This window comes from Massilia sp. P2_C2, from assembly GCF_056404615.1.
Genome location: NZ_JBFUDR010000082.1, coordinates 1 through 21631, shown reverse-complemented (window position 1 = coordinate 21631; position 21631 = coordinate 1). Strand labels below are relative to the sequence as shown.

Genomic DNA, 21631 nt, shown 5'->3' with positions numbered 1-21631 from the left:
GCCGACGACCATCCCGGCGCCGCCGGCCACGCCCGCCGCGGCTGCAGTCACGACGCCGGCCACGACGGCACCGGTTGCGCCTCCTGCGCCGGCCGGCGCCGCCGCGCCCGCAGGCGCGAACGCCCTCGTGCTGAACGTGCGCGAGGATTCGTGGATCGAAGTCCGGCCGGCCAAGGGCGGTGCGCCGCTGCTGTCGCGCCTCGTCAAGGCGGGTAGCACGGAGACCGTCAACGTCGAACAGCCGGTGCGCGTGACGGTCGGCAATCCGACCGGCGTCACGGCCACCTTGCGCGGCAATGCCGTCGCTTTGCCGCCCGTGCCGGGCAAGACGCTGGCGCGCGTAAATTTGCAATAAATAAATTGCAATAAATAAATTGCAATAAATAAGCTGCAACAAGAACGGAACACGAGAAAGATGACTTCTTCGAACAACGCCAACGAGCCCATCGCGTCCGGCCCGCTGCCGCGCCGCGCCAGCCGCGGCGTGCTCGTGCAGCACGGTGCGCGCCAGGTGTGGGTCGGCGGCGACCACCCCGTCGTCGTGCAGTCGATGACGAACACGGACACGGCCGACGTGATCGGCACCGCCATCCAGGTCAAGGAACTGGCCCGCGCCGGTTCGGAAATCGTGCGGATCACCGTGAATACGCCGGAAGCGGCCGCCGCCGTGCCGGCGATCCGCGAACAGCTCGACCGGATGGACGTCGACGTCCCCCTCGTCGGCGACTTCCACTACAACGGCCACCTGCTGCTGCGCGATTATCCGGCGTGCGCGCAGGCGCTGTCGAAATACCGCATCAATCCGGGCAACGTGGGGCAGGGCGCCAAGCGCGACACCCAGTTTGCCCAGATGATCGAGACCGCGATCAAGTACGACAAGCCGGTGCGCATCGGCGTCAACTGGGGCAGCCTGGACCAGTCGCTGCTCGCGCGCATCATGGACGAGAACGCCACGCGCGCGCAGCCGTGGAGCGCCCAGGCCGTGATGTACGAAGCCTTGATCACGTCGGCGATCGAGAACGCCCAGCGCGCCGAGGAGATCGGCCTGGCGCGTGAAAAAATCGTCCTGTCGTGCAAGGTGTCCGGCGTGCAGGACCTGATCGCCGTCTACCGCGAACTGGGCAAGCGCTGCGACTACGCGCTGCACCTGGGCCTGACGGAAGCGGGCATGGGCAGCAAGGGCATCGTCGCGTCGACGGCCGCCCTGTCCGTGCTGCTGCAGGAAGGCATCGGCGACACGATCCGCATCTCGCTGACGCCGGAACCGGGCGGCGACCGCACGAAGGAAGTGGTCGTGGGCCAGGAAATCCTGCAGACGATGGGCCTGCGCAAGTTCACGCCGATGGTCATCGCCTGTCCGGGTTGCGGCCGCACGACGTCGACCGTGTTCCAGGAACTGGCGGACAACATCCAGACGTTCCTGCGCGAGCAGATGCCGGAATGGAAGAAGACCTATCCGGGCGTGGAAGCGATGAACGTGGCCGTGATGGGCTGCATCGTGAACGGGCCGGGCGAGTCGAAGCACGCGAACATCGGCATCTCGCTGCCGGGTACCGGCGAGTCGCCGGCGGCGCCGGTCTTTGTGGATGGGCAAAAGGTCGCTACACTGCGGGGCGAGCGGATCGTGGATGAGTTCAAGACGATCGTGCTCGATTACGTACAGAAGAATTACGGCAAACAAGCGTAGGGTGGGCACCCCCGTGCCCACGCGGGCGCGGGCGAACCGCATACGTCACGCGTGGGCTCGGGGAGCCCACCCTACGGCTAACAGAACAAAAGAATATGTCTAAAGCAGAGAAAATCGTCGCCATCAAAGGCATGAACGACATCCTCCCGGCCGACGCGCCGCTGTGGGAACTGTTCGAAAACACCGCTGAATCCGTGCTGAAGAGCTACGGCTACCAGAAGATCGTCACCCCCATCGTCGAGGAAACGGGGCTGTTCGCGCGCGCCATCGGCGCCGTCACCGACATCGTCGAGAAGGAGATGTATTCCTTCACCGATTCGATGAACGGCGACCAGCTCACGCTGCGTCCGGAAGGCACGGCCGGCGTCGTGCGTGCCGTCATCGAGCACAACCTCGCCTACGACGGCCCGAAACGCCTGTGGTACAAAGGCCCGATGTTCCGTCACGAGCGTCCGCAGCGCGGCCGTTACCGCCAGTTCTTCCAGTTCGGCGCGGAAGCCATCGGCTTCTCCGGCCCGGACATCGACGCGGAACTGATCATGCTGTGCCGCCGCCTGTGGGACGACCTCGGCCTGGATAACATCCGCCTGGAACTGAACTCGATCGGTAACGCGGACGAGCGCCAGCGCCACCGCGCCGACCTGATCGCCTATTTCGAGGCGAACATCGACGTCCTCGACGCCGAAGCGAAGCGCCGCCTGCACGCGAACCCGCTGCGCATCCTGGACACCAAGAACCCGGCGATGCAGGACCTCGTCAACGCGGCGCCGAAGCTGCTCGACTACCTGGGCGGCGAATCGCTCGCGCACTTCGAGGGCCTGAAAAAGATCCTGGATGCGAACAACGTCCAGTACACCGTCAACCCGCGCCTCGTGCGCGGCCTCGATTACTACAACCGCACCGTGTTCGAGTGGGTCACGGACCTGCTCGGCTCGCAGGGCACCGTCTGCGCGGGCGGCCGCTACGATCCGCTGATCGAGACGTTCGGCGGCAAGGCCACGCCCGGCATCGGCTTCGCGATGGGCATCGAACGCCTGATCGAGCTGATGAAGGCGCAGGGCGAACCGGCCGAGCCGGCCCAGTGCGACGTCTATCTCGTGCACCAGGGCGAAGATGCGCAGATGAAGGCGTTCATCCTTGGCGAGCGCATCCGCGATGCCGGCCTGGACGTCGTCCTGCACTGCGCCACGCCGGCCGGTGCGGGCAGCTTCAAGAGCCAGATGAAGAAGGCCGACGGCTCCGGCGCCGCGTTCGCCGTGATCATCGGCGAAGACGAGGTCAAGAACGGCGTCGTGGCCGTGAAGGCCTTGCGCGAAGGCGAGGGCGGCCAGCAGCAGCACAGCGTGCCGTTCGACGAAGCCGTCGATTACATCGTCGACCAGATCGTGGGCAGCCACGACCATGATCACGACCACGACCACGACCACGACCACGACCACGTGCACTACCATCCATAAACCGAGCCCGCGCAGAGCGCGGGAGCCTTTCCAACCACATAACGAAGAACACGAACGTCCATGGCATACGATCTCGAAGAACAGGAACAGATAGCCAATTTCAAGGCCTTCTGGGACCGCTTTGGCAACCTGATCAGCTGGGTGCTGATCATCGCGCTGGGCAGCTACGCCGCCTACAATTTCTGGAACACGCACCAGCGCAACCAGACCGCGGAAGCGTCCGGCCTGTATGACGGCCTGACCGCGGCGATCCAGGCGAAGGATGCCGCCAAGGTCCAGCGCATCACCGGCGACATCGAGAGCAAGTTCGGCTCGACGGCCTATGCCCCGATGGCCGCGCTGGCCGCTGCCAAGGCCGCGTTCGACGCGAACGACCTCAAGACCGCGAAGGCCCAGCTGCAATGGGCGGTCGACCACGGCGACGACGAGTACAAGGCGATCGCCAGGCTGCGCCTGTCCGGCGTGCTGCTGGACGAGAAGGCGTACGACCAGGCGCTGGCCCAGCTGAACGGCGACTTCCCGGCGCAGTTCGCGGGCGAAGTGCAGGATCGCAAGGGCGACATCCTCGTCGCCCAGAACAAGCTGGCGGAAGCCCGCGCCGCCTACCAGGCCGCGCTCGACAAGATGGAACAGAACCATCCGGGCCGCCAGGTCGTGCAAGTCAAGCTGGACGCCATCGGCGGCGCGCCGGCCGACAAGAAAGCGGCAGCGTAAGATTGGACACCGTCGTGCGCGCGCGGGTGGGCTGCACCCGCGCGCGCATGGCGTTCTGGACTCATAGAACAAGGTAAGAAGAATATGCGTATTACCCGGAAGCTCGTTGGTGTCGGTATGTTCGCCCTGATGGCGGGCTGCTCCTCGCTCAATCCGTTCGCATCCAAGCCGAAGGGCAACCAGCCTGCACCGCTGGTCGACCTGAAGGGCTCGATGGCCGTGCGCACGGCATGGAAGCTGGAAGTCGGCAAGTCGCAGAGCTATCTGTTCACACCCGCGCTGGCCGGCAATACGATCATCGCAGCCGGGGGCGACGGTACCCTCGTGCGCGCGGAAGCCGCGACGGGCCGCCAGATCTGGCGTACCAGGGCGGGCATGGACCTGACGGCGGGCGTCGGCACGGACGGCGACGTCATCGTGCTGGGCGGCGCCAAGGGCATGCTGCTCGCGTTCGACATGGACGGCAAGAAGCTGTGGGATGCCCAGCTGTCCTCCGAGATCCTGTCGTCGCCGGTCGTCGGGCAGGGCATCGTCGTCGCGCGCAGCATCGACAACCGCATCGTCGGCTATGACGCGAAGACGGGCCAGAAGAAATGGACCGTGCAGCGCACCGCGCCGGCACTCACGCTGCGCCTGGCGCCGGGCATGGTCATCCACGACAAGGACGTGCTGATCGCCCAGCCGGGCGGCAAGCTGATGTCGCTGATCCTCGCCACCGGCGCGCCGCGCTGGGAGATCGAGGTCGGCGTGGCGCGCGGCGCGACGGAACTGGAACGCGTCACCGACATGGGCGGCACGCCGTTCATCATCGACAACGACGTGTGCGCCGTCTCGTACCAGGGCCGCGTCGGCTGCTTCGACCTGGCCACCGGCAGCCCGCGCTGGACCCGCGATCTCTCGTCCGAGGTCGGCGTGGCCGCGGACCAGCGCTTCGTGTTCGCCGCGGACGACAAGGGCGCCGTCTATGCCTACAACCGCGACAGCGGCACGAGCGCGTGGAAGAACGACAAGCTGGCCTACCGCCACCTGTCCACGCCGGTGTCGTATGGCCGTGCCGTCGCCGTCGGCGACTACCAGGGTTATGTGCACTTCCTGTCGCGCGAGGACGGGGCCTTCCTGTCCCGTGCCGCGACCGATGGCAGTGCCATCACGTCGACCCCGCTGGTGGCGGGTTCGAACCTGATCTTTCAAACACAAAATGGAACCGTGACCGCCATCGCGGTCGAATAAGATTCAATGAAGCCGGTAATCGCACTCGTAGGTCGCCCCAACGTCGGGAAGTCGACATTATTCAATCGCATGACCCGCTCGCGCGACGCGCTGGTGGCGGATCTGCCCGGCCTGACGCGCGACCGCCACTACGGCGAAGGGCGCATGGGCGAACGGCCGTTCCTGGTCATCGATACCGGCGGTTTCGAGCCGGTCGCCAAGGAAGGCATCATGCACGAGATGGCGCTGCAGACGCGCCAGGCCGTCGCCGAGGCGGACGTCGTGATGTTCATCGTGGACGGCCGCCAGGGCCTGACCCCGCACGACAAGACCATCACCGATTTCCTGCGCAAGTCGGGCCGCAAGGTCATGCTGGTCGTGAACAAGAGCGAGGGCATGAAGTACACGTCCGTCACCGCGGACTTCTACGAGCTGGGCATGGGCGATCCGTACGTGATCTCCGCGGCCCACGGCGACGGCGTGCTCGACCTCGTCAACGAGGCCATCGACGAGGCGCTGCAGCAGCGTCCGGAAGAAGCCGAGGAGCTGCAACCGGCGGACTACGGCGTCAAGATCGCCCTCGTGGGCCGGCCGAACGTCGGCAAGTCCACGCTGATCAACACCCTCGTCGGCGAGCAGCGCGTGATCGCGTTCGACATGCCGGGCACCACGCGCGATTCGATCGAGGTGCCGTTCGAGAAGGGCGGCAAGAATTACACGCTGATCGACACGGCCGGCATCCGCCGCCGCGGCAAGGTCTTCGAAGCCATCGAAAAATTCTCGGTGGTGAAGACGCTGCAGTCGATCTCGGAGGCGAACGTCGTCGTGCTGATGCTGGACGCCCAGCAGGACATCTCCGAGCAGGACGCGCACATCGCTGGCTTCATCCTGGAAACGGGCCGCGCGCTCGTCGTCGCCGTCAACAAGTGGGACGGTTTGACGTCCGACCAGCGCGACCAGATCAAGAACGATATCGACCGCAAGCTGAACTTCCTCGATTTCGCGGAGACGAAGTTCATCTCGGCGCTGAAGGGCACGGGCATCAACCACCTGATGAAGGCCATCGACACCGCGTACGCCGCGGCCACGGCGAAGCTGTCGACGCCGCGCCTGACGCGCGCGCTGCAGGAAGCCATCGAGAAGCAGGAGCCGAAGCGCAAGGGCAGCACGCGTCCGAAGATGCGCTACGCCCACCAGGGTGGTCAGAATCCACCGATCATCGTCATCCACGGCAATGCGCTGGATGGCGTCACGGAGCCGTACAAGCGTTACCTGGAAAAGCATTTCCGCGACACGTTCGACCTGATCGGCACGCCGCTCAGGATCGAACTCAAGAGCGGCAAGAACCCGTTCGACAAAGGGCGCGAATAGCCACGGGGCGCGTATGACGCAAACGCATGGTGGGCACAGGGTGCCCACCCTACGGCAATGGCATGATCGTAGGGTGGGCTCCCCGAGCCCACGCGTGACGTTCGCGTCGCGTTGGCCGTGCCCACCCAATGAAATCCATTTGTCGTAAATGTTTTTCGTGAGTCCCGGGTACTTTTTAAGCCAGGATTAACCATAGCGGTACGACAAAAAACACCAAAACAGGTTACAGTTAGCTTGGGCGAACATTCACAGCTTGAGAATGTTGGCGCAGCCACTTGAAATCCGGCATCCCGCCACAATTTTTATACGACAACAACATCACGGAGCTGTCATGAGCAACAAAGGGCAACTGTTACAAGACCCATTCCTCAACGCCTTGCGCAAAGAGCACGTCCCTGTCTCGATCTACCTGGTCAACGGGATCAAGCTCCAGGGCCATATCGAATCCTTCGACCAGTACGTGGTCCTGCTGCGTAACACGGTTACCCAGATGGTCTACAAGCACGCTATCTCGACCGTCGTCCCGGCCCGCGCCGTCAATCTCAACCTCGAACAAGACGCCGAGTGAGGTCGATGGCTGACGTTTCCGGCAACTCCATGCGCGCCGCATTGGTCGGTATCGATTTCGGCGCTGGCGATTTCAAAGCCAGCCTGGAAGAACTGGCCCTGTTGGCGCGCTCGGCAGGGGCCGAACCGATCACCACGATCACCGCGAAGCGCAACAGTCCCGATCCTGCGTATTTCGTCGGCAGCGGCAAGGCCGACGAGATCGCGCAGGCCGCTCTCGCCGACAAGGTCGAGATCGTCATCTTCAACCACGCCCTGTCGCCCGCCCAGCAACGTAACCTGGAGCGGCGCCTCAACGTGCGCGTGGTCGACCGTACCAGCCTGATCCTCGACATCTTCGCGCAGCGCGCGCAGAGCCACGAGGGCAAGCTGCAAGTCGAACTGGCCCAGTTGCAGCACCTGGCCACGCGCCTGATCCGCGGCTGGACCCACTTGGAACGCCAGAAGGGTGGTATCGGCCTGCGCGGCCCCGGCGAGACCCAGCTCGAGACCGACCGCCGGCTGATCGGCGAGCGCGTCAAGATGCTGCGCACGCGTCTCACCAAACTGCGCAAGCAGCACGAGACCCAGCGCCGCTCGCGCGGGCGCAACAAGACTTTTTCCGTGTCGCTCGTCGGCTATACCAACGCCGGCAAGTCGACCCTGTTCAATACCCTGACGAAGGCCGGGGTGTACGTCGCGAACCAGCTGTTCGCGACCTTGGACACGACGTCGCGCCGCCTGTACCTCGGCCAGGACGTCGGCAACGTGGTCGTGTCCGATACCGTCGGTTTCGTGCGCGAACTGCCGCACCAGCTGGTCGCCGCATTCCGCGCCACCCTGGAAGAAACCATCCACGCCGACGTGCTGCTGCACGTCGTCGACGGCGCCTCGCCCGTGCGGATGGAGCAGATCGACCAGGTCAACGAGGTCCTGCGCGAGATCGGCGCCGACCATATTCCGCAGATCCTCGTGTGGAACAAGATCGATGCCGCGGGCCTCGAGCCGGGGATCGAGCGTGATGAATATGGTAAGATCAGCCGCGTTTTCATCAGCGCCCGGAGCGGTGCCGGCCTCGACTTGCTGCGCGACGCGATCGTCGAGGCAGCCGGCAACGGCGCCGCCGTGCTTGGCGCCGACGAGCAGGAAGGCGAGGAGGAAGACGACAAGCGCGGCTTTGCGCCCGACGTCCAGTCGGCCGCAGCCGACCTCCTGCCCGCGACTTCGCATCCCGGACCCCACTAGCCTATGCTTGTTTCTCTGATTAAACGGATCGGCGCGCGGCTGGCGCCGACCGGTCGTCGCGCCGGCACGCGCGTGCCCGGCGTGCCCGTGCTGTCCCTGAACGATCGGCCCGCCGCACCGCCACGCTGGGGCCACACCCCCAAGTCGAACGACGGCCGCCGCCCGACCAACAACAAGGACGACGACGGTCCGCCCGACCTCGACCAGCTGTGGCGCGACTTCAACCAGCGCCTCAACCGCCTGTTCAGCGGCAAGCGTGGCGGCGACGGCGGTCCGTTCCGTCCGGACGCGCGCGGCATCGGCCTGACGGCCACCGTCATCGGCGCCATCGTCGTGCTGATCTGGCTCGCCAGCGGCGCGTTCATCGTGCAGGACGGGCAGGTCGGCATCGTCACGACGTTCGGCAAGCTGTCGCACATCGCCCGCCCCGGCTTCAACTGGCACTGGCCGGCACCGTTCCAGGGCCACGAGACCGTGAACACGGCCCAGGTGCAAACGGCCGAGATCGGCTACCGTGCCAACGTGCGCAACAAGCAGCCGAGCGAGGCGCTGATGCTGACGGGCGACGAGAACATCGTCGATGTCCAGTTTTCCGTGCAGTACAAGATCAAGGATCCGGTCGCCTGGGTGTTCAACAACCGCGACCAGGCCGAGACCGTGCGTGACGCCGCCGAGACCGTCGTGCGCGAACTCGTGGGCCAGAACAGGATGGACACCGTCCTGTACGAAGGCCGCGACAAGCTGCCGATCCAGGCCCGCGAGGCGATCCAGCGCATGACCGACCGCTACCGGCTGGGTGCGGAGATCGTCGGCGTCACGTTGCAATCCGTGCAGCCGCCCGACCAGGTCGTCGCCGCCTTCGAGGACGCCGGCAAGGCGCGCGAAGAACGGGCCAGGGCGCGCAGCGAGGCACAGGCGTTTGCCGACGATATCCTCCCGCAAGCGAAGGGCCGCGCCGCGCGCCTGCTGCAGGATGCGGAAGGCTACCGCGCCAACGTCGTCAGTGTGGCGACCGGCAATGCCGCGCGCTTCGACAAGATCGTGGCCGAGTACGCCAAGGCCCCGGCCGTCACGCGCGACCGCATGTATATCGAGACGATGCAGCAAATCCTTTCCAGCACCAGCAAGGTCATGATCGACGCCAAGACCGGCACCAACCAGATCTACCTGCCGCTCGACCGCCTGCTGGCCCAGTCGACGGCCAACGAGGCCGCCCGCAGCGCCGGCTCCGGCCCGGTGATGGTGCCGCAGCAGCAGCCCGCGCAGCCGCAGGCTCAGTCGCAACCGCAGCCGCAAGCGCAACCGGCCCAGCCGGAAGCGCCGGCGAACGGCGAGTCCGCGCGCACGCGCGACCTGCGCAGCCGCGACACGGGCCGTGAACGGGAGAGCCGCTGATGAGCCGCCTGCTAGCCATCCTGATCGGTGCCGGCATCGTCGTCGCGCTCGCGTCGACGACCGTGTTCGTCGTCGACCAGCACCGTTACGCCGTCGTCTACGCGCTCGGCGAATTGCGCGAGGTGATCAAGGAGCCGGGCCTGAATTTCAAGGCGCCGCCGCCCCTGCAGAACGTCGTGTACCTCGACAAGCGGTTGCAGATCCTCGATACGCCGGACGGCGAACGCTTCCTGACGCTCGATAAGAAAGACCTGGTCGTCGACGCGTTCGTCAAATGGCGCATCGCGAATCCGCGCCAGTACGCGGTCGCCGTCGGCGCCAACGCGGACCGCGGCGGCGAGCGCCTGAACCAGCTCGTGCGCAATGCGCTCACGGACGCGATCGGCAAGCGCAACCTGGCCGACGTGCTGGCCGGCGGCAAGCGCACCGAGGTCGCCGAGGCCGTGCGGGCCGACCTGGCCCGGGACACGCATGACCTGGGTGTGGAGATCGTCGACGCGCGCATCAAGCGCATCGACTTCGTCGACCAGGTCAACAATGCGGTTTATGAACGCATGAAGGCCGACCGCGTGCGCATCGCGAACGAGTTGCGCGCGACGGGCGCGGCGGAGGCGGAAACGATCCGCGCCGACGCCGAGCGCCAGCGCAGCACCATCCTGGCCGACGCCCAGCGCGACGCCGAGACGATCAAGGGGGAGGGCGATGCGCAGGCGTCGCAGATCTATGCCCAGTCGTTCGGCAAGAATCCGGAGTTTTACCGGTTCTATCGGTCGATGGAGGCCTACAAGGCCACGTTCAAGGGCAGGAACGACGTGCTCGTTTTGGATTCCAGTTCCGAGTTCTTCAAGTATTTTAAAGGCCCCGGCGCCGGTAAATAACGCCGTCGCGGGTTCGGTCGCGTTCGGTGGGCATATTTCATTTGAGGGCCCCGGCCTCAAATGCCCACCCTACGAGGAAATTCCGTGATCGGTGAATGCATCGTGATGCCGTATGCCGACCGTAGGGTGGGCACCCCGTGCCCACCATGCACACCACGACCCGTCCTTTACGTGGAACAACGACAACGTTGATCCCCGTTTCATCGCCAACCGACCCGCGTTTTGGGTTAAAATCGTCGATTCGGCGCAATGAATGCGTGCAAAGCCGCGTTCGTGCCGCCCGACTGTTGTCCGACTTTTAATAATCCGACCCGCTTTGCCCATGCCCACCTGGCTCCTGCCCGAGAATATCGCCGACGTCCTGCCGTCCGAAGCGCGCAAGATCGAAGAGCTGCGCCGCCTGATGCTCGACACCTTCCGTACCTACGGCTACGAACTCGTGATGCCGCCGCTGCTCGAATACGTCGATTCGCTGCTCGCCGGCGCCGGCCAGGACACCGACCTGAAGACCTTCAAGCTCGTCGATTCCATGAGCGGCCGCCTGCTCGGCCTGCGCGCCGACATGACGACGCAGGTCGCCCGCATCGACGCGCACCTGCTGAACCGCGAGACCGTCACCCGCCTGTGCTATGCCGGCAGCGTGCTGCACACCCAGCCGTCCGGCCTGCACGCCACGCGCGAGCCGCTGCAGATCGGTGCCGAGATCTATGGCCACGCCGGCCTCGAAGCGGATGCCGAAATCCAGGAACTGGCGCTCGCCGCGCTCGCGCTGGCCGGCTTCGACCAGCCGCGCCTGGACCTGTCGCACGTCGGCGTGCTGCGCGCCATCCTCGCTGAAGACGAGGCCGCCAAGCGCGACGAGCAGCTGCTGTACGCCCTGCTGCGCTCGAAGGACGTGCCGGACCTGGAAGAGGCAACTGCGAATTATTCCGCACAGACCCGCGCCGCGCTGCTGGCGCTGCCCAACCTGTATGGCGACATCGATGTGCTGGCCCGCGCGAAAGACGTGCTGCCGCCGCTGCCGGGCATCGCCCGCGCGCTGGCGGAACTCGCGGCGCTGGCCGGTTCCACGCTCGGCCGCGCCGAAATCGCGATCGACCTCGCCGACCTGCGCGGCTACCAGTACGAAAGCGGCGCCATGTTCGCGCTGTACGTGCCGGGCCTGCCGAACGCCGTCGCGCGCGGCGGGCGTTACGACCACGTGGGCGAGGTCTTCGGCCGCGCACGTCCCGCGACCGGCTTCTCGCTCGACCTGCGCGAGCTGGCCCGTCTGCTGCCGACGGCCGAGCGCAAGCACTCCATTCGTGCCCCCTGGGGCAACGCGCCCGAACTGCGCGAAAAAATCGCCGAGCTGAGGAAGAGCGGCGAAACGGTGATCCAGTCCATGCCGGGTCACGACAATGTACAGGACGAGTTCGAGTGCGACCGCGTGCTCGTCCTCGAACAAGGAAATTGGATTCTCAAAAACTTAGGTTAATGATGTCAAATACTGCTAAGAACGTCGTTGTCATCGGCACCCAGTGGGGCGATGAAGGCAAGGGTAAGATCGTCGACTGGCTGACCGACCACGCCGCCGGCGTGGTGCGTTTCCAGGGCGGCCACAATGCCGGCCACACGCTGGTGATCAAGGGCCAGAAGACCGCGCTGCAACTGATCCCGTCGGGCATCATGCGCGAAGGCGTCGCCTGCTACATCGGCAACGGCGTCGTCGTCTCCGTCCCCGACGTGATGCGCGAGATCGACAAGCTGGAAGCGGCCGGCGTGGAAGTCGCGTCGCGCCTGAAGATCTCGGAAGCCTGCCCCGTGATCCTGCCGTACCACGTCGCCATCGACGTCGCCCGCGAAGCGAAGCGCGGCGTCAACAAGATCGGTACGACGGGCAAGGGCATCGGCCCGGCCTACGAAGACAAGGTGGCGCGCCGCGCGATCCGCATCGCCGACCTGCTCAACGAGACGCGCTTTGCCGAGAAGCTGCGCGAGAACCTCGAATACCACAACTTCGTGCTGACCGGCTTCCTGGGCGGCCAGGCGCTGGACTTCCAGAAGGTGTACGACGACGCGCTGGCCCTCGTGCCGCGCCTGCGTCCGATGGTCGGCGACGTGTCGTCCGCGCTGTACGCGACGCACAAGGCCGGTGGCCACCTGCTGTTCGAAGGTGCGCAGGGCTCGCTGCTGGACGTCGACCACGGCACCTACCCGTTCGTCACGTCGTCGAACTGCGTGGCCGGCAATGCCGCCGCCGGTGCGGGCGTCGGGCCCAGCATGCTGCACTACGTCATGGGCATCACCAAGGCCTACACGACCCGCGTCGGTTCGGGCCCGTTCCCGTCGGAACTGCCGACGGATGCCGGCGTTGGCGAGCACCTGTCGCGCATCGGCCATGAGTTCGGCACCGTGACGGGCCGCGCCCGCCGCTGCGGCTGGTTCGACGCCGCGCTGCTGCGCCGCTCCGTGCAGATCAACGGCGTGACCGGCATGTGCCTGACCAAGCTGGACGTGCTGGACGGCCTGGAATCGCTGAAGCTGTGCACCGGCTACAAGATCGACGGTCGCGACGTCGACATCTTCCCGGTCGGCGCGGAAGAAGCCGCAGCCTGCGTGCCGGTGTACGAAGAAATGCCGGGCTGGAAGGACAGCACCGTCGGCGCCAAGTCGATGGACGACCTGCCGGCCAACGCCCGCGCGTACATCAAGCGCATCGAAGAACTGGTCGGCATCCCGGTGGACATGGTGTCGACCGGTCCGGACCGCGAAGAAACCATCGTGCTGCGCCATCCGTTCGCGGCCTGATATCGAAGTACATAGTCCCTGCCGCGCTACCCGTGGGGCAGGGACGTCAGCCACAAGCAGAAACTGGGAATAACCGAAATGACGACGCCTCCATCGACCGACAAGGACCTGTGGGTCTCCTGGGATGACTACAACCGCCTGATCGAGCGCCTCGCGCTGAAGGTGTACGAATCGAACTGGAAGTTCGACATGGTGCTGTGCCTCGCGCGCGGCGGCGTGCGCCCGGGCGATGCGATCTCGCGCATCTTCGACGTGCCGCTGGCGATCCTGTCGACCAGCTCGTACCGTGAAGAGGCGGGCACCAAGCAGGGCGACCTGGACATCGCCAAGTACATGACGATGACCAAGGGCCCGCTGGCCGGCCGCATCCTGCTGGTCGACGACCTGGCCGATTCGGGCGTCACCCTGGTGAAGGTCCGCGAGCACCTGCAGGCGAACTACACGGACGTGACGGAAGTGCGTTCTGCCGTCATCTGGGTCAAGGGCACGTCGTCGATCAAGCCGGACTACCACCTGGTCGACCTGCCGCACAATCCGTGGATCCACCAGCCGTTCGAGGATTACGACGGCCTGCGGTCGCATCAACTGGCTTCGTGGCTGAAGAAGTTCGAGCAGAACTGATCCGGTTCGATACCTGACGGGAAAGGGCGACACTGCGGTGCCGCCCTTTTTCGTTAACTCGCCGGCGCCTGGTGGGCTCGGGGAGCCCACCCTACGATTGTGCGATTGCCGTAGGGTGGGCACCCCGTGCCCACCATGACGTTTGCGATCCGCGTGCTAAGATCGCGCCTGCCATAACAATAACAACGCCCATGACCCAGAGCTTCTTCCAGACCTTCATCCTGCTGCTGCTGGTCACGGACCCCTTCGGCAACGTCCCGCTGTTCGTGACGGCCCTGAAGGACGTGAACCCCGCCCGCCGCTCGCGCATCGTCGTGCGCGAATGCGCCATCGCCTTTCTCCTGCTGCTGCTGTTCATGTTCTTCGGCCGCCACTTCCTCGCGGCGCTGCAGCTCACCGACATCTCGCTGCGCATCGGCGGCAGTGTGATCCTCCTGATCATCGCCATCCGCATGATCTTTCCCCATCCCGACGGCGTGCTGGGCCGCAGCGAAGGCGGCGAGCCGTTCATCGTGCCGCTCGCGATCCCCGCGCTGGCCGGCCCGTCGGCGCTCGCGACCGTGCTGCTGTTCACGGCGCAGACGGCGCAGGACGTCATGGTGCACGTGGCCGCGCTGGCCGCGGTCGCCGTGGTCTGGCTGGCCGTCCTCCTCGGCGCCGAGCGCCTGCAGAACGTGCTGGGCACGCAGGTCATGACGGCGTTCGAGCGCCTGATGGGCCTGATCCTGACGGCGATGTCGATCGAGATGCTGCTGGGCGGCGTGCGCGCCTTCGTCAAAACTTTTTAACAAGGACCTATCATGAATACGATGTTCCGCGCGTGCGCCCTCGGCCTCGCGTTCACGCTTCTACTTTCCGGCTGCAAGCGTTCCGGCGAGACCAACGCCCCCGCGCCGGCCGCCATGAAGGCCGACACGTCGCCCGTCGCCTTCCAGAAGATCGATACGACGGTCGGCACCGGCGCCACCGCCACGGCCGGCAGCCACGTCACCGTGAACTACACGGGCTGGCTGTACGTGCCCGATGCGCCGCAGCACCACGGCGCGCAGTTCGACAGTTCCATCGGCCGCAAGCCGTTCACGTTCCGCCTCGGCAGCGGCATGGTCATCCCCGGCTGGGACCAGGGTGTCGACGGCATGAAGGTCGGCGGCAAGCGCACGCTCGTCATTCCCGCGGCGCTGGGCTATGGCGCGGAAGGCGCCGGTCCGATTCCGCCGAACGCGAACCTGATCTTCGATGTCGAACTGCTCGACGTGAAGTAAGCGCGCCACGCGTCACCTGGCCGGACGACGTCCGGCTGAAGACTTCCTCGGTATATACTGCAACTTTCCTGTCTGATTCCAGGCCGATAAACGATGGGTCTTCCCATGAGTCTGCCGCTCTCCCGCCCGACGAGGATAAGTTATTACCTCGTGATCCTCTTATTGTTGGCGACTCCAATCTTGCTGGTGTGGCAACACTATGGGATGTTCCGGACCATCGAGATTTCCGCCCGCGAACCGCACGGGGTCAGGGTCACCGATGACCGTGAAGAGCTGCACGGCAGTTCGGTCGGTACCCTGGTCGTCACGAAGGACGCCATCATCATGCGTTGCGCGGTGGGTGGGGCCGCGACGTATCCATTCTGCAAGTTGCAATTCCTGTTGGGCGAACCGGGCAAGGGCGTCGACCTGTCGCGGTTCGAATCGGTGACGTTCGACATGCGCTATTCCGGCGGGGAGCCACAGCAGATCAAGCTGCACGTGATGAATTTCGAGCCGGGCTATTCCACGCTGGGCGACTGGAACTCGCAGCGGTTCAACGAAGCCGAGATCGAACTCCACCCCGATTCACCCGTCACGATTCCCATGAACGTCCTGCGCACGGCGGACTGGTGGCGGGGCGTGCGCAAGATCCCACTGTCCAGGAGCTATGCGCGGCTCGATAATGTGACGGCCGTGGAAATCGCGACCAACGTCGCGTCCCCCGGACAAATGATCACGGTCGAGCTGAGGTCGATCAAGTTTCGTGGCAAATGGATCTCGACGACCACGCTGTTGATGTGCCTGGTGTTCGCGTGGATCGCCTGCGGCATCCTCGGCCTGTCGCTGGGCCTGCTGCATTTCCGCGCCAACTTTTCCATCACCAAGTCGCGCCTGGAACAACTGGCCGCCATCGACCGGGAACGCAAGGCGGCCGAGGCGGCACGCGAGGCGGCCCTGGCGGAGGCCGTCGGACTGGCGCGCCAGCGCAGCAATTTTCTCGCGCAGATGAGCCACGAATTGCGCACCCCGCTCAACGCCATCATCGGCTACGCCCAGTTGCTGCGGCGCGATGCGCAAAAACTGAGCGAGCAGCAGGCCACCGGCCTGGCGACCATCCATGAGAGCGGCCAGCATCTGCTGACCCTCATCAACGACATCCTGGACCTGGCGCGGGTCGAGGCGGGCAGGCTGGTCCTGCATCCCACCGCCGTCCACCTGGATGCGTTCCTGCAGATCGTGGTCGACATCATGCGCGTCAAGGCCGAGGAAAAAGGACTGGCGTTCAAGTACGAATTGTCGCCCGACCTGCCGACCGCGGTGGCGATCGACGAGACACGCCTGCGCCAGGTGCTGCTCAACCTGCTGGGCAATGCCGTGAAATTCACCGACAGCGGGAGGGTCTCGTTGCGGGTCATGCCGGCGCCGGACCGGAACGATGTCGGCACCACGCGGTTGCGCTTCGAAGTGGCCGACAGCGGCATCGGCATGAGCGCGCAACAGCTCGCACGTCTGTTCCAGCCGTTCGAGCAGGTCGCCGACCTGAAGCGGCGCGAAGGCGGTACTGGCCTGGGGCTGGCGATCAGCCAGCAACTGGTGCGCCTGATGGGGGGCAATATCGAGGTCGTCAGCGAGCCGGGCAAGGGCAGCATGTTCTCGTTCGAACTCGCGGTCCGGGTGGCCGACAGCAGCCCGACCATCCGGCAATCGCCGCACACCATCGTCGGCTACAAGGGCGAGCGCAAGCGCTTGCTGATCGTCGACGACGTGGCGCAGAACCGCGCGATGCTGGTGGATTTGCTGCATGCGGTCGGGTTCGTCGTGGCCGAGGCGTCGAATGGCCTGGAGTGCCTCGTCCTGCTCGACAGCTTCAAGCCCGACCTGATCCTGATGGATGTCATGATGCCGGTCATCGATGGCAACGAGACGACGCGACGGATCCGCCGCATGCCGCAATGGAGCAGCGTTCCGATCATCGCGGTCACCGCCAGCGCCAGCGGTGAAGACGAGGTGAAATGCATCGAGGCGGGCGTCGACGCCTTCCTCGCCAAGCCCGTCGAACACGACGCGTTGCTCCGCGCCATCGGCAAGCAGTTGGCGTTGGACTGGATCGTCGGCAAACCGGCCGCGGAGCCCGTCGCGCTGGACCTCGAGGAGGAGGGCGACCTGGTCGTCCCGCCCGCGCAGGAGATCGAAGTGCTGTGGCAATTGACACGGATCGGGAGCATGCGCGAGATCCGGGAGCGGGCCAACCACCTGCGCGCGCTCGACCCGGCCTATGCGCCGTTCGCAGCGCGCCTGGAGACGCTGGCGCAAGGTTACCACTCCAAGGAACTGGCAGCCTTCGTGGCGCGCTTCCGGACCGAGGACGCCGTGCCGCCGTTGTGATGTCGGACTGAAGAATGTCGTGGTATATACTAAAGTTTCCTGCCTGATTGCCAGGCTGAGAAGCGATTGGACCGCCCATGAGTCAGCCGCTCTCCCGTCCGACGAGGATCAGTGTCGTCCTTGTGGTCTTATTGTTGCTGGCAACCCCCATCTTGCTGGTGTGGCAACATTACGGGATGGTGCGGACCTTCGAGATTTCCCCGCGCCAGCCGCATGGGGTCAGGGTCATCGATGACCGCAAGACCGCGAAAGGCAATTCGCTCGGTTCCCTGGTCGTCACGAAGGACGCCTTCATCATGCGGTGTGACGTGCGTGGGGCGACACCTTTTCCGTACTGCACGTTTCAATTCGAGTTGGGCGAGCCGGGCAAGGGAATCGACCTGTCGCGGTTCGATTCGGTGACGCTGGATGTGCGCTATTCCGGTCCCGAGCCAGGGGAACTCGCGCTGCACCTGATGAATTTCGAGCCGGAATTTTCTACCCTGGGCGACTGGAACTCGCAGCGGTTCAATGAAATCGAGCTCGAAGTCCCGCCCCATCCCATCATCACGATTCCCATGAATGTCCTGCGTACGGCAGACTGGTGGTGGATGCCGCGCGGTGTGCCGCTGTCGAAGAGCTATGCCCGGATCGATCACGTGACGGGCGTGGAACTGTCGACACATTTTGCGCCCCCCGGACACGTGATCACGGTCGAGCTGAGGTCGATTCTGTTTCGTGGGAAGTGGATATCGACGAACACCCTGCTGAGGGGCCTGGTGGCGGCCTGGATCACCTGCGGCCTGCTCGGGTTGTCGTTGTGGCTGCTGCACTATCGCGCCAACCTTTCCTTCACCAGGTCGCGCCTGGAACAAATGGCCGCCATCGACCGGGAGCGCAAGGCGGCCGAGGCGGCGCGCGAGGTGGCGCTGGCCGAGGCGGTCGGACTGGCGCGCCAGCGCAGCAATTTTCTCGCGCAGATGAGCCATGAATTGCGCACGCCGCTCAATGCGATCATCGGCTATGCCCAGTTGTTACAGCGCGATCAGGAAAGGGTGAGCAGGCAGCAGTTGTCCGCGGGACTGTCGACCATCCATGAGAGCGGCCAGCATCTGCTCACCCTCATCAACGACATCCTGGACCTGGCGCGGGTCGAAGCCGGCAAGATGGAACTGCATCCCGCCGCCGTCCATCTCGGGTCGTTCCTGCGGGTCGTGGTCGACATCATGCGCGTCAAGGCCGAGGAAAAGGGTCTGGCGTTCAGCTACGAAGCCGCACCCGGCCTGCCCGAAGCGGTGGCGATCGACGAGACGAGATTGCGCCAGGTGCTACTCAACCTGCTGGGCAATGCCGTGAAATTCACCGACAGCGGCAAGGTCGCGCTACGCGTGCTGCCGGCGCCCGAACAGGGCACCGAGGATGGCACGACGCGGCTGCGCTTCGAAGTGGCCGACAGCGGCATCGGCATGAACACGCAGCAGCTTGCACGTCTGTTCCAGCCATTCGAGCAGGTGGCCGATCTGCGCCGGCGCGAAGGCGGTACGGGCCTGGGCCTGGCCATCAGCCAGCAACTGGTGCGCCTGATGGGGGGCACCATCGGCGTCGTCAGCGAACCGGGCAAGGGCAGCACGTTTTCGTTCGAACTCACGGTGCCGGTCGCGGACACCCGGCCGGCCAGCGTGGCGTCGCCGCAGACCATCGTCGGCTACGAAGGCGAGCGCAGGCGCCTGCTGATCGCCGACGACGTGCCGCAGAACCGCGCGATGCTGGTCGATCTGCTGCATTCAGTAGGGTTCATCGTGGCCGCGGCGTCGAACGGGCTGGAGTGCCTCGTCCTGCTCGACAGCTTCAAGCCCGACCTGGYCCTGATGGACGTCATGATGCCGGTCATGGAYGGCAACGAGACGACGCGCCGCATCCGTCGYACGCCGCARTGGAGCAGCCTCYCGGTCATCGCCGTCACGGCCAGYGCCAGCCGYGAAGAYGAAGCGCGCTGCCGGGAAGCGGGCGCCGATGCCTTCCTTGCCAAGCCGGTCGACCACGATGACTTGCTGCGCACCATCGGCACGCTATTGTCCTTGCAATGGACCTTCGGAAAACCGGCGCAGGAACCGGGCGCGGGCGTCGAGGAAGGGGCCGACATGGTCGCGCCGCCCGCCCAGGAGATCGAAGCGCTCTGGCAACTGGCGCGGATCGGCAGCATGCGCGAGATCCGCGAACGGGCCAACCACCTGCGCGGGCTCGACCCGGCCTATGCGCCGTTCGCGGCCCGGCTGGACATGCTGGCGCAGGGCTATCACTCGAAGGAACTGGCCGCCTTCGTGGGGCGCTACCGGACGGCGGACGCCGTGCCGCCACCATGAAACGATGGATCTACCCATGAGTCAGCCTCTCATCCGTCCGACGAGGATCACTGTCGTCCTTGTGATCCTGTTGTTGCTGGGAACCCCCATTCTGCTGCTGTGGCAGCATTACGGGATGGTCCGGACCGTCGAGATTTCCGCCCGCCAGCCGCATGGGGTCAGGATCACCGATGACCGCAAGGACATGGGCGGCAATTCGGCCGGTTCCATGGTCGTCACGAAGGACGCCGTCATCATGCGTTGCGCCATCGGGGCGGCCGTACCGTATCCGTACTGTAAGCTGCAATTCCTGTTGGGCGAGCCGGGCAAGGGAATCGACCTGTCGCGGTTCGATTCGGTGACGCTGGATGTAGGCTATCATTCTGATCGGGATCCACGCCAGGTCAAGTTGCACGTGTTGAATTCCGACCCGGGGTTTGCCGACCCGGAGGAATGGGACTCGCAGCGGTACAACGAAGCCTTGATCCAGCTCGATCACAATTCCACCGTCACGATTCCCATGAAGGCCCTGCGCACCGGGGACTGGTGGCGGCGCGCACACAAGATACCGCTGTCGAAGAGCTACCTCCGGCTCGATCACGTGACGGCCGTGGAGTTGACGACGAATTTCGCGTCCCCCGGACAGGTGGTCACGGTCGAGCTGAGGTCGATCAAGTTTCGTGGGAAGTGGATGTCGACGAACACCCTGCTGATGGGCCTGGTGGCCGCATGGATCGCCTGCGGCCTGCTCGTCCTGTCAATGGCGTTGCTGCATTTTCGCGCCAATCTTTCCATTACGAAGTCTCGGCTGGAGCAATTGGCCGCCATCGACCGGGAGCGCAAGGCGGCCGAGGCGGCGCGCGAGGTGGCGCTGGCCGAGGCGGTCGGATTGGCGCGCCAGCGCAGCAATTTTCTCGCGCAGATGAGCCATGAATTGCGCACCCCGCTCAATGCGATCATCGGTTATGCCCAGTTGTTGCAGCGCGATCAGGAAAGGGTGAGCAAGCAGCAGTTGTCGGCGGGACTGTCGACCATCCATGAGAGCGGCCAGCATCTGCTCACCCTCATCAACGACATCCTGGACCTGGCGCGGGTCGAAGCCGGCAAGATGGACCTTCACCCCGCGCCCGTCCACCTTGCGTCGTTCCTGCGGGTCGTGGTCGACATCATGCGCGTCAAGGCCGAGGAAAAGGGCCTGGCGTTCAGCTACGAACCCGCACCCGGCCTGCCCGAAGCGGTGGCGATCGACGAGACGAGATTGCGCCAGGTGCTGCTCAACCTGCTGGGCAATGCCGTGAAATTCACCGACAGCGGCAAGGTCGCGCTGCGCGTGCTGCCGGCGCCCGAACAGGGCACCGAGGATGGCACGACGCGGCTGCGCTTCGAAGTGGCCGACAGCGGGATCGGCATGAACACGCAACAGCTTGCACGTCTGTTCCAGCCATTCGAGCAGGTGGCCGACCTGCGCCGGCGCGAAGGCGGCACGGGCCTGGGCCTGGCCATCAGCCAGCAACTGGTGCGCCTGATGGGAGGGACCATCGGCGTCGTCAGCGAACCGGGCAAGGGCAGCACATTCTCGTTCGAACTCACGGTGCCGGTCGCGGACACCCGGCCGGCCAGCGTGGCGTCGCCGCAGACCATCGTCGGCTACGAAGGCGAGCGCAGGCGCCTGCTGATCGCCGACGACGTGCCGCAGAACCGCGCGATGCTGGTCGATCTGCTGCATTCAGTAGGGTTCATCGTGGCCGCGGCGTCGAACGGGCTGGAG

The 21631-nt window shown here is 65.3% G+C and carries 18 protein-coding genes; all 18 read left to right on the top strand.

The genetic code is table 11. From position 1 onward, the window contains the following. Positions 1–355 (top strand): DUF4115 domain-containing protein (locus AC1DYX_RS12190; RefSeq protein ID WP_477259066.1); only part of this gene is annotated, 355 nt, incomplete at its 5' end. Positions 356–415: 60 nt separating this feature from the next. Further along, positions 416–1687, top strand: coding sequence for a flavodoxin-dependent (E)-4-hydroxy-3-methylbut-2-enyl-diphosphate synthase (ispG, locus tag AC1DYX_RS12185; protein WP_477259065.1), 1272 nt, complete (start codon positions 416–418; stop codon positions 1685–1687). A gap of 95 nt (positions 1688–1782) precedes the next feature. Further along, entirely contained in the window at positions 1783–3144 is a 1362-nt protein-coding gene (gene hisS, locus AC1DYX_RS12180) for a histidine--tRNA ligase (RefSeq protein ID WP_477259064.1), read from the top strand. A 60-nt stretch (positions 3145–3204) separates the two neighbouring features. After that, positions 3205–3858 carry a YfgM family protein gene (locus AC1DYX_RS12175; protein WP_477259063.1) on the top strand — a complete coding sequence of 218 codons (654 nt, stop codon included), beginning with the start codon at positions 3205–3207 and terminating at the stop codon, positions 3856–3858. An 84-nt stretch (positions 3859–3942) separates the two neighbouring features. Further along, complete coding sequence (gene bamB, locus AC1DYX_RS12170; RefSeq protein WP_477259062.1) at positions 3943–5088, top strand: outer membrane protein assembly factor BamB; 1146 nt, start codon at positions 3943–3945, stop codon at positions 5086–5088. Between the two features lie 6 nt (positions 5089–5094). After that, positions 5095–6438: a ribosome biogenesis GTPase Der gene (gene der / locus AC1DYX_RS12165; protein ID WP_477259061.1), complete on the top strand. Its 1344-nt coding sequence runs from the start codon at positions 5095–5097 to the stop codon at positions 6436–6438. A gap of 331 nt (positions 6439–6769) precedes the next feature. After that, positions 6770–7006, top strand: coding sequence for an RNA chaperone Hfq (gene hfq / locus AC1DYX_RS12160; protein ID WP_036168820.1), 237 nt, complete (start codon positions 6770–6772; stop codon positions 7004–7006). A 29-nt stretch (positions 7007–7035) separates the two neighbouring features. Continuing rightward, positions 7036–8229, top strand: a complete 1194-nt coding sequence (gene hflX / locus AC1DYX_RS12155) for a GTPase HflX (RefSeq protein WP_477259067.1) — start codon at positions 7036–7038, stop codon at positions 8227–8229. Positions 8230–8232: 3 nt separating this feature from the next. Next, on the top strand, positions 8233–9624 hold the full coding sequence (gene hflK, locus AC1DYX_RS12150) for an FtsH protease activity modulator HflK (RefSeq protein WP_477259060.1): 1392 nt from the start codon (positions 8233–8235) through the stop codon (positions 9622–9624). Further along, entirely contained in the window at positions 9624–10502 is an 879-nt protein-coding gene (gene hflC / locus AC1DYX_RS12145) for a protease modulator HflC (RefSeq protein ID WP_477259059.1), read from the top strand. The genes hflK and hflC overlap by 1 nt, the downstream gene beginning before the upstream one ends. Before the next feature lie 322 nt (positions 10503–10824). After that, on the top strand, positions 10825–11979 hold the full coding sequence (locus tag AC1DYX_RS12140; protein WP_477259058.1) for an ATP phosphoribosyltransferase regulatory subunit: 1155 nt from the start codon (positions 10825–10827) through the stop codon (positions 11977–11979). Next, positions 11979–13292: an adenylosuccinate synthase gene (locus tag AC1DYX_RS12135; protein WP_477259057.1), complete on the top strand. Its 1314-nt coding sequence runs from the start codon at positions 11979–11981 to the stop codon at positions 13290–13292. The genes AC1DYX_RS12140 and AC1DYX_RS12135 overlap by 1 nt, the downstream gene beginning before the upstream one ends. A 78-nt stretch (positions 13293–13370) precedes the next feature. After that, the gene (locus tag AC1DYX_RS12130; protein ID WP_477259056.1) at positions 13371–13913 is read left to right on the top strand and encodes a phosphoribosyltransferase; all 543 of its coding nucleotides are present in this window, start codon (positions 13371–13373) and stop codon (positions 13911–13913) included. A gap of 191 nt (positions 13914–14104) precedes the next feature. After that, entirely contained in the window at positions 14105–14701 is a 597-nt protein-coding gene (locus tag AC1DYX_RS12125) for a MarC family protein (RefSeq protein ID WP_477259055.1), read from the top strand. Between the two features lie 12 nt (positions 14702–14713). Further along, the gene (locus AC1DYX_RS12120; RefSeq protein WP_477259054.1) at positions 14714–15175 is read left to right on the top strand and encodes an FKBP-type peptidyl-prolyl cis-trans isomerase; all 462 of its coding nucleotides are present in this window, start codon (positions 14714–14716) and stop codon (positions 15173–15175) included. A 204-nt stretch (positions 15176–15379) separates the two neighbouring features. After that, complete coding sequence (locus AC1DYX_RS12115) at positions 15380–17542, top strand: ATP-binding protein (protein ID WP_477259053.1); 2163 nt, start codon at positions 15380–15382, stop codon at positions 17540–17542. 176 nt (positions 17543–17718) lie between these two features. After that, the gene (locus AC1DYX_RS12110) at positions 17719–19884 is read left to right on the top strand and encodes an ATP-binding protein (RefSeq protein ID WP_477259052.1); all 2166 of its coding nucleotides are present in this window, start codon (positions 17719–17721) and stop codon (positions 19882–19884) included. A 16-nt stretch (positions 19885–19900) separates the two neighbouring features. Next, positions 19901–21631, top strand: a 1731-nt coding sequence (locus AC1DYX_RS12105; protein WP_477259051.1) for a sensor histidine kinase, incomplete at its 3' end; no start/stop codon positions are given.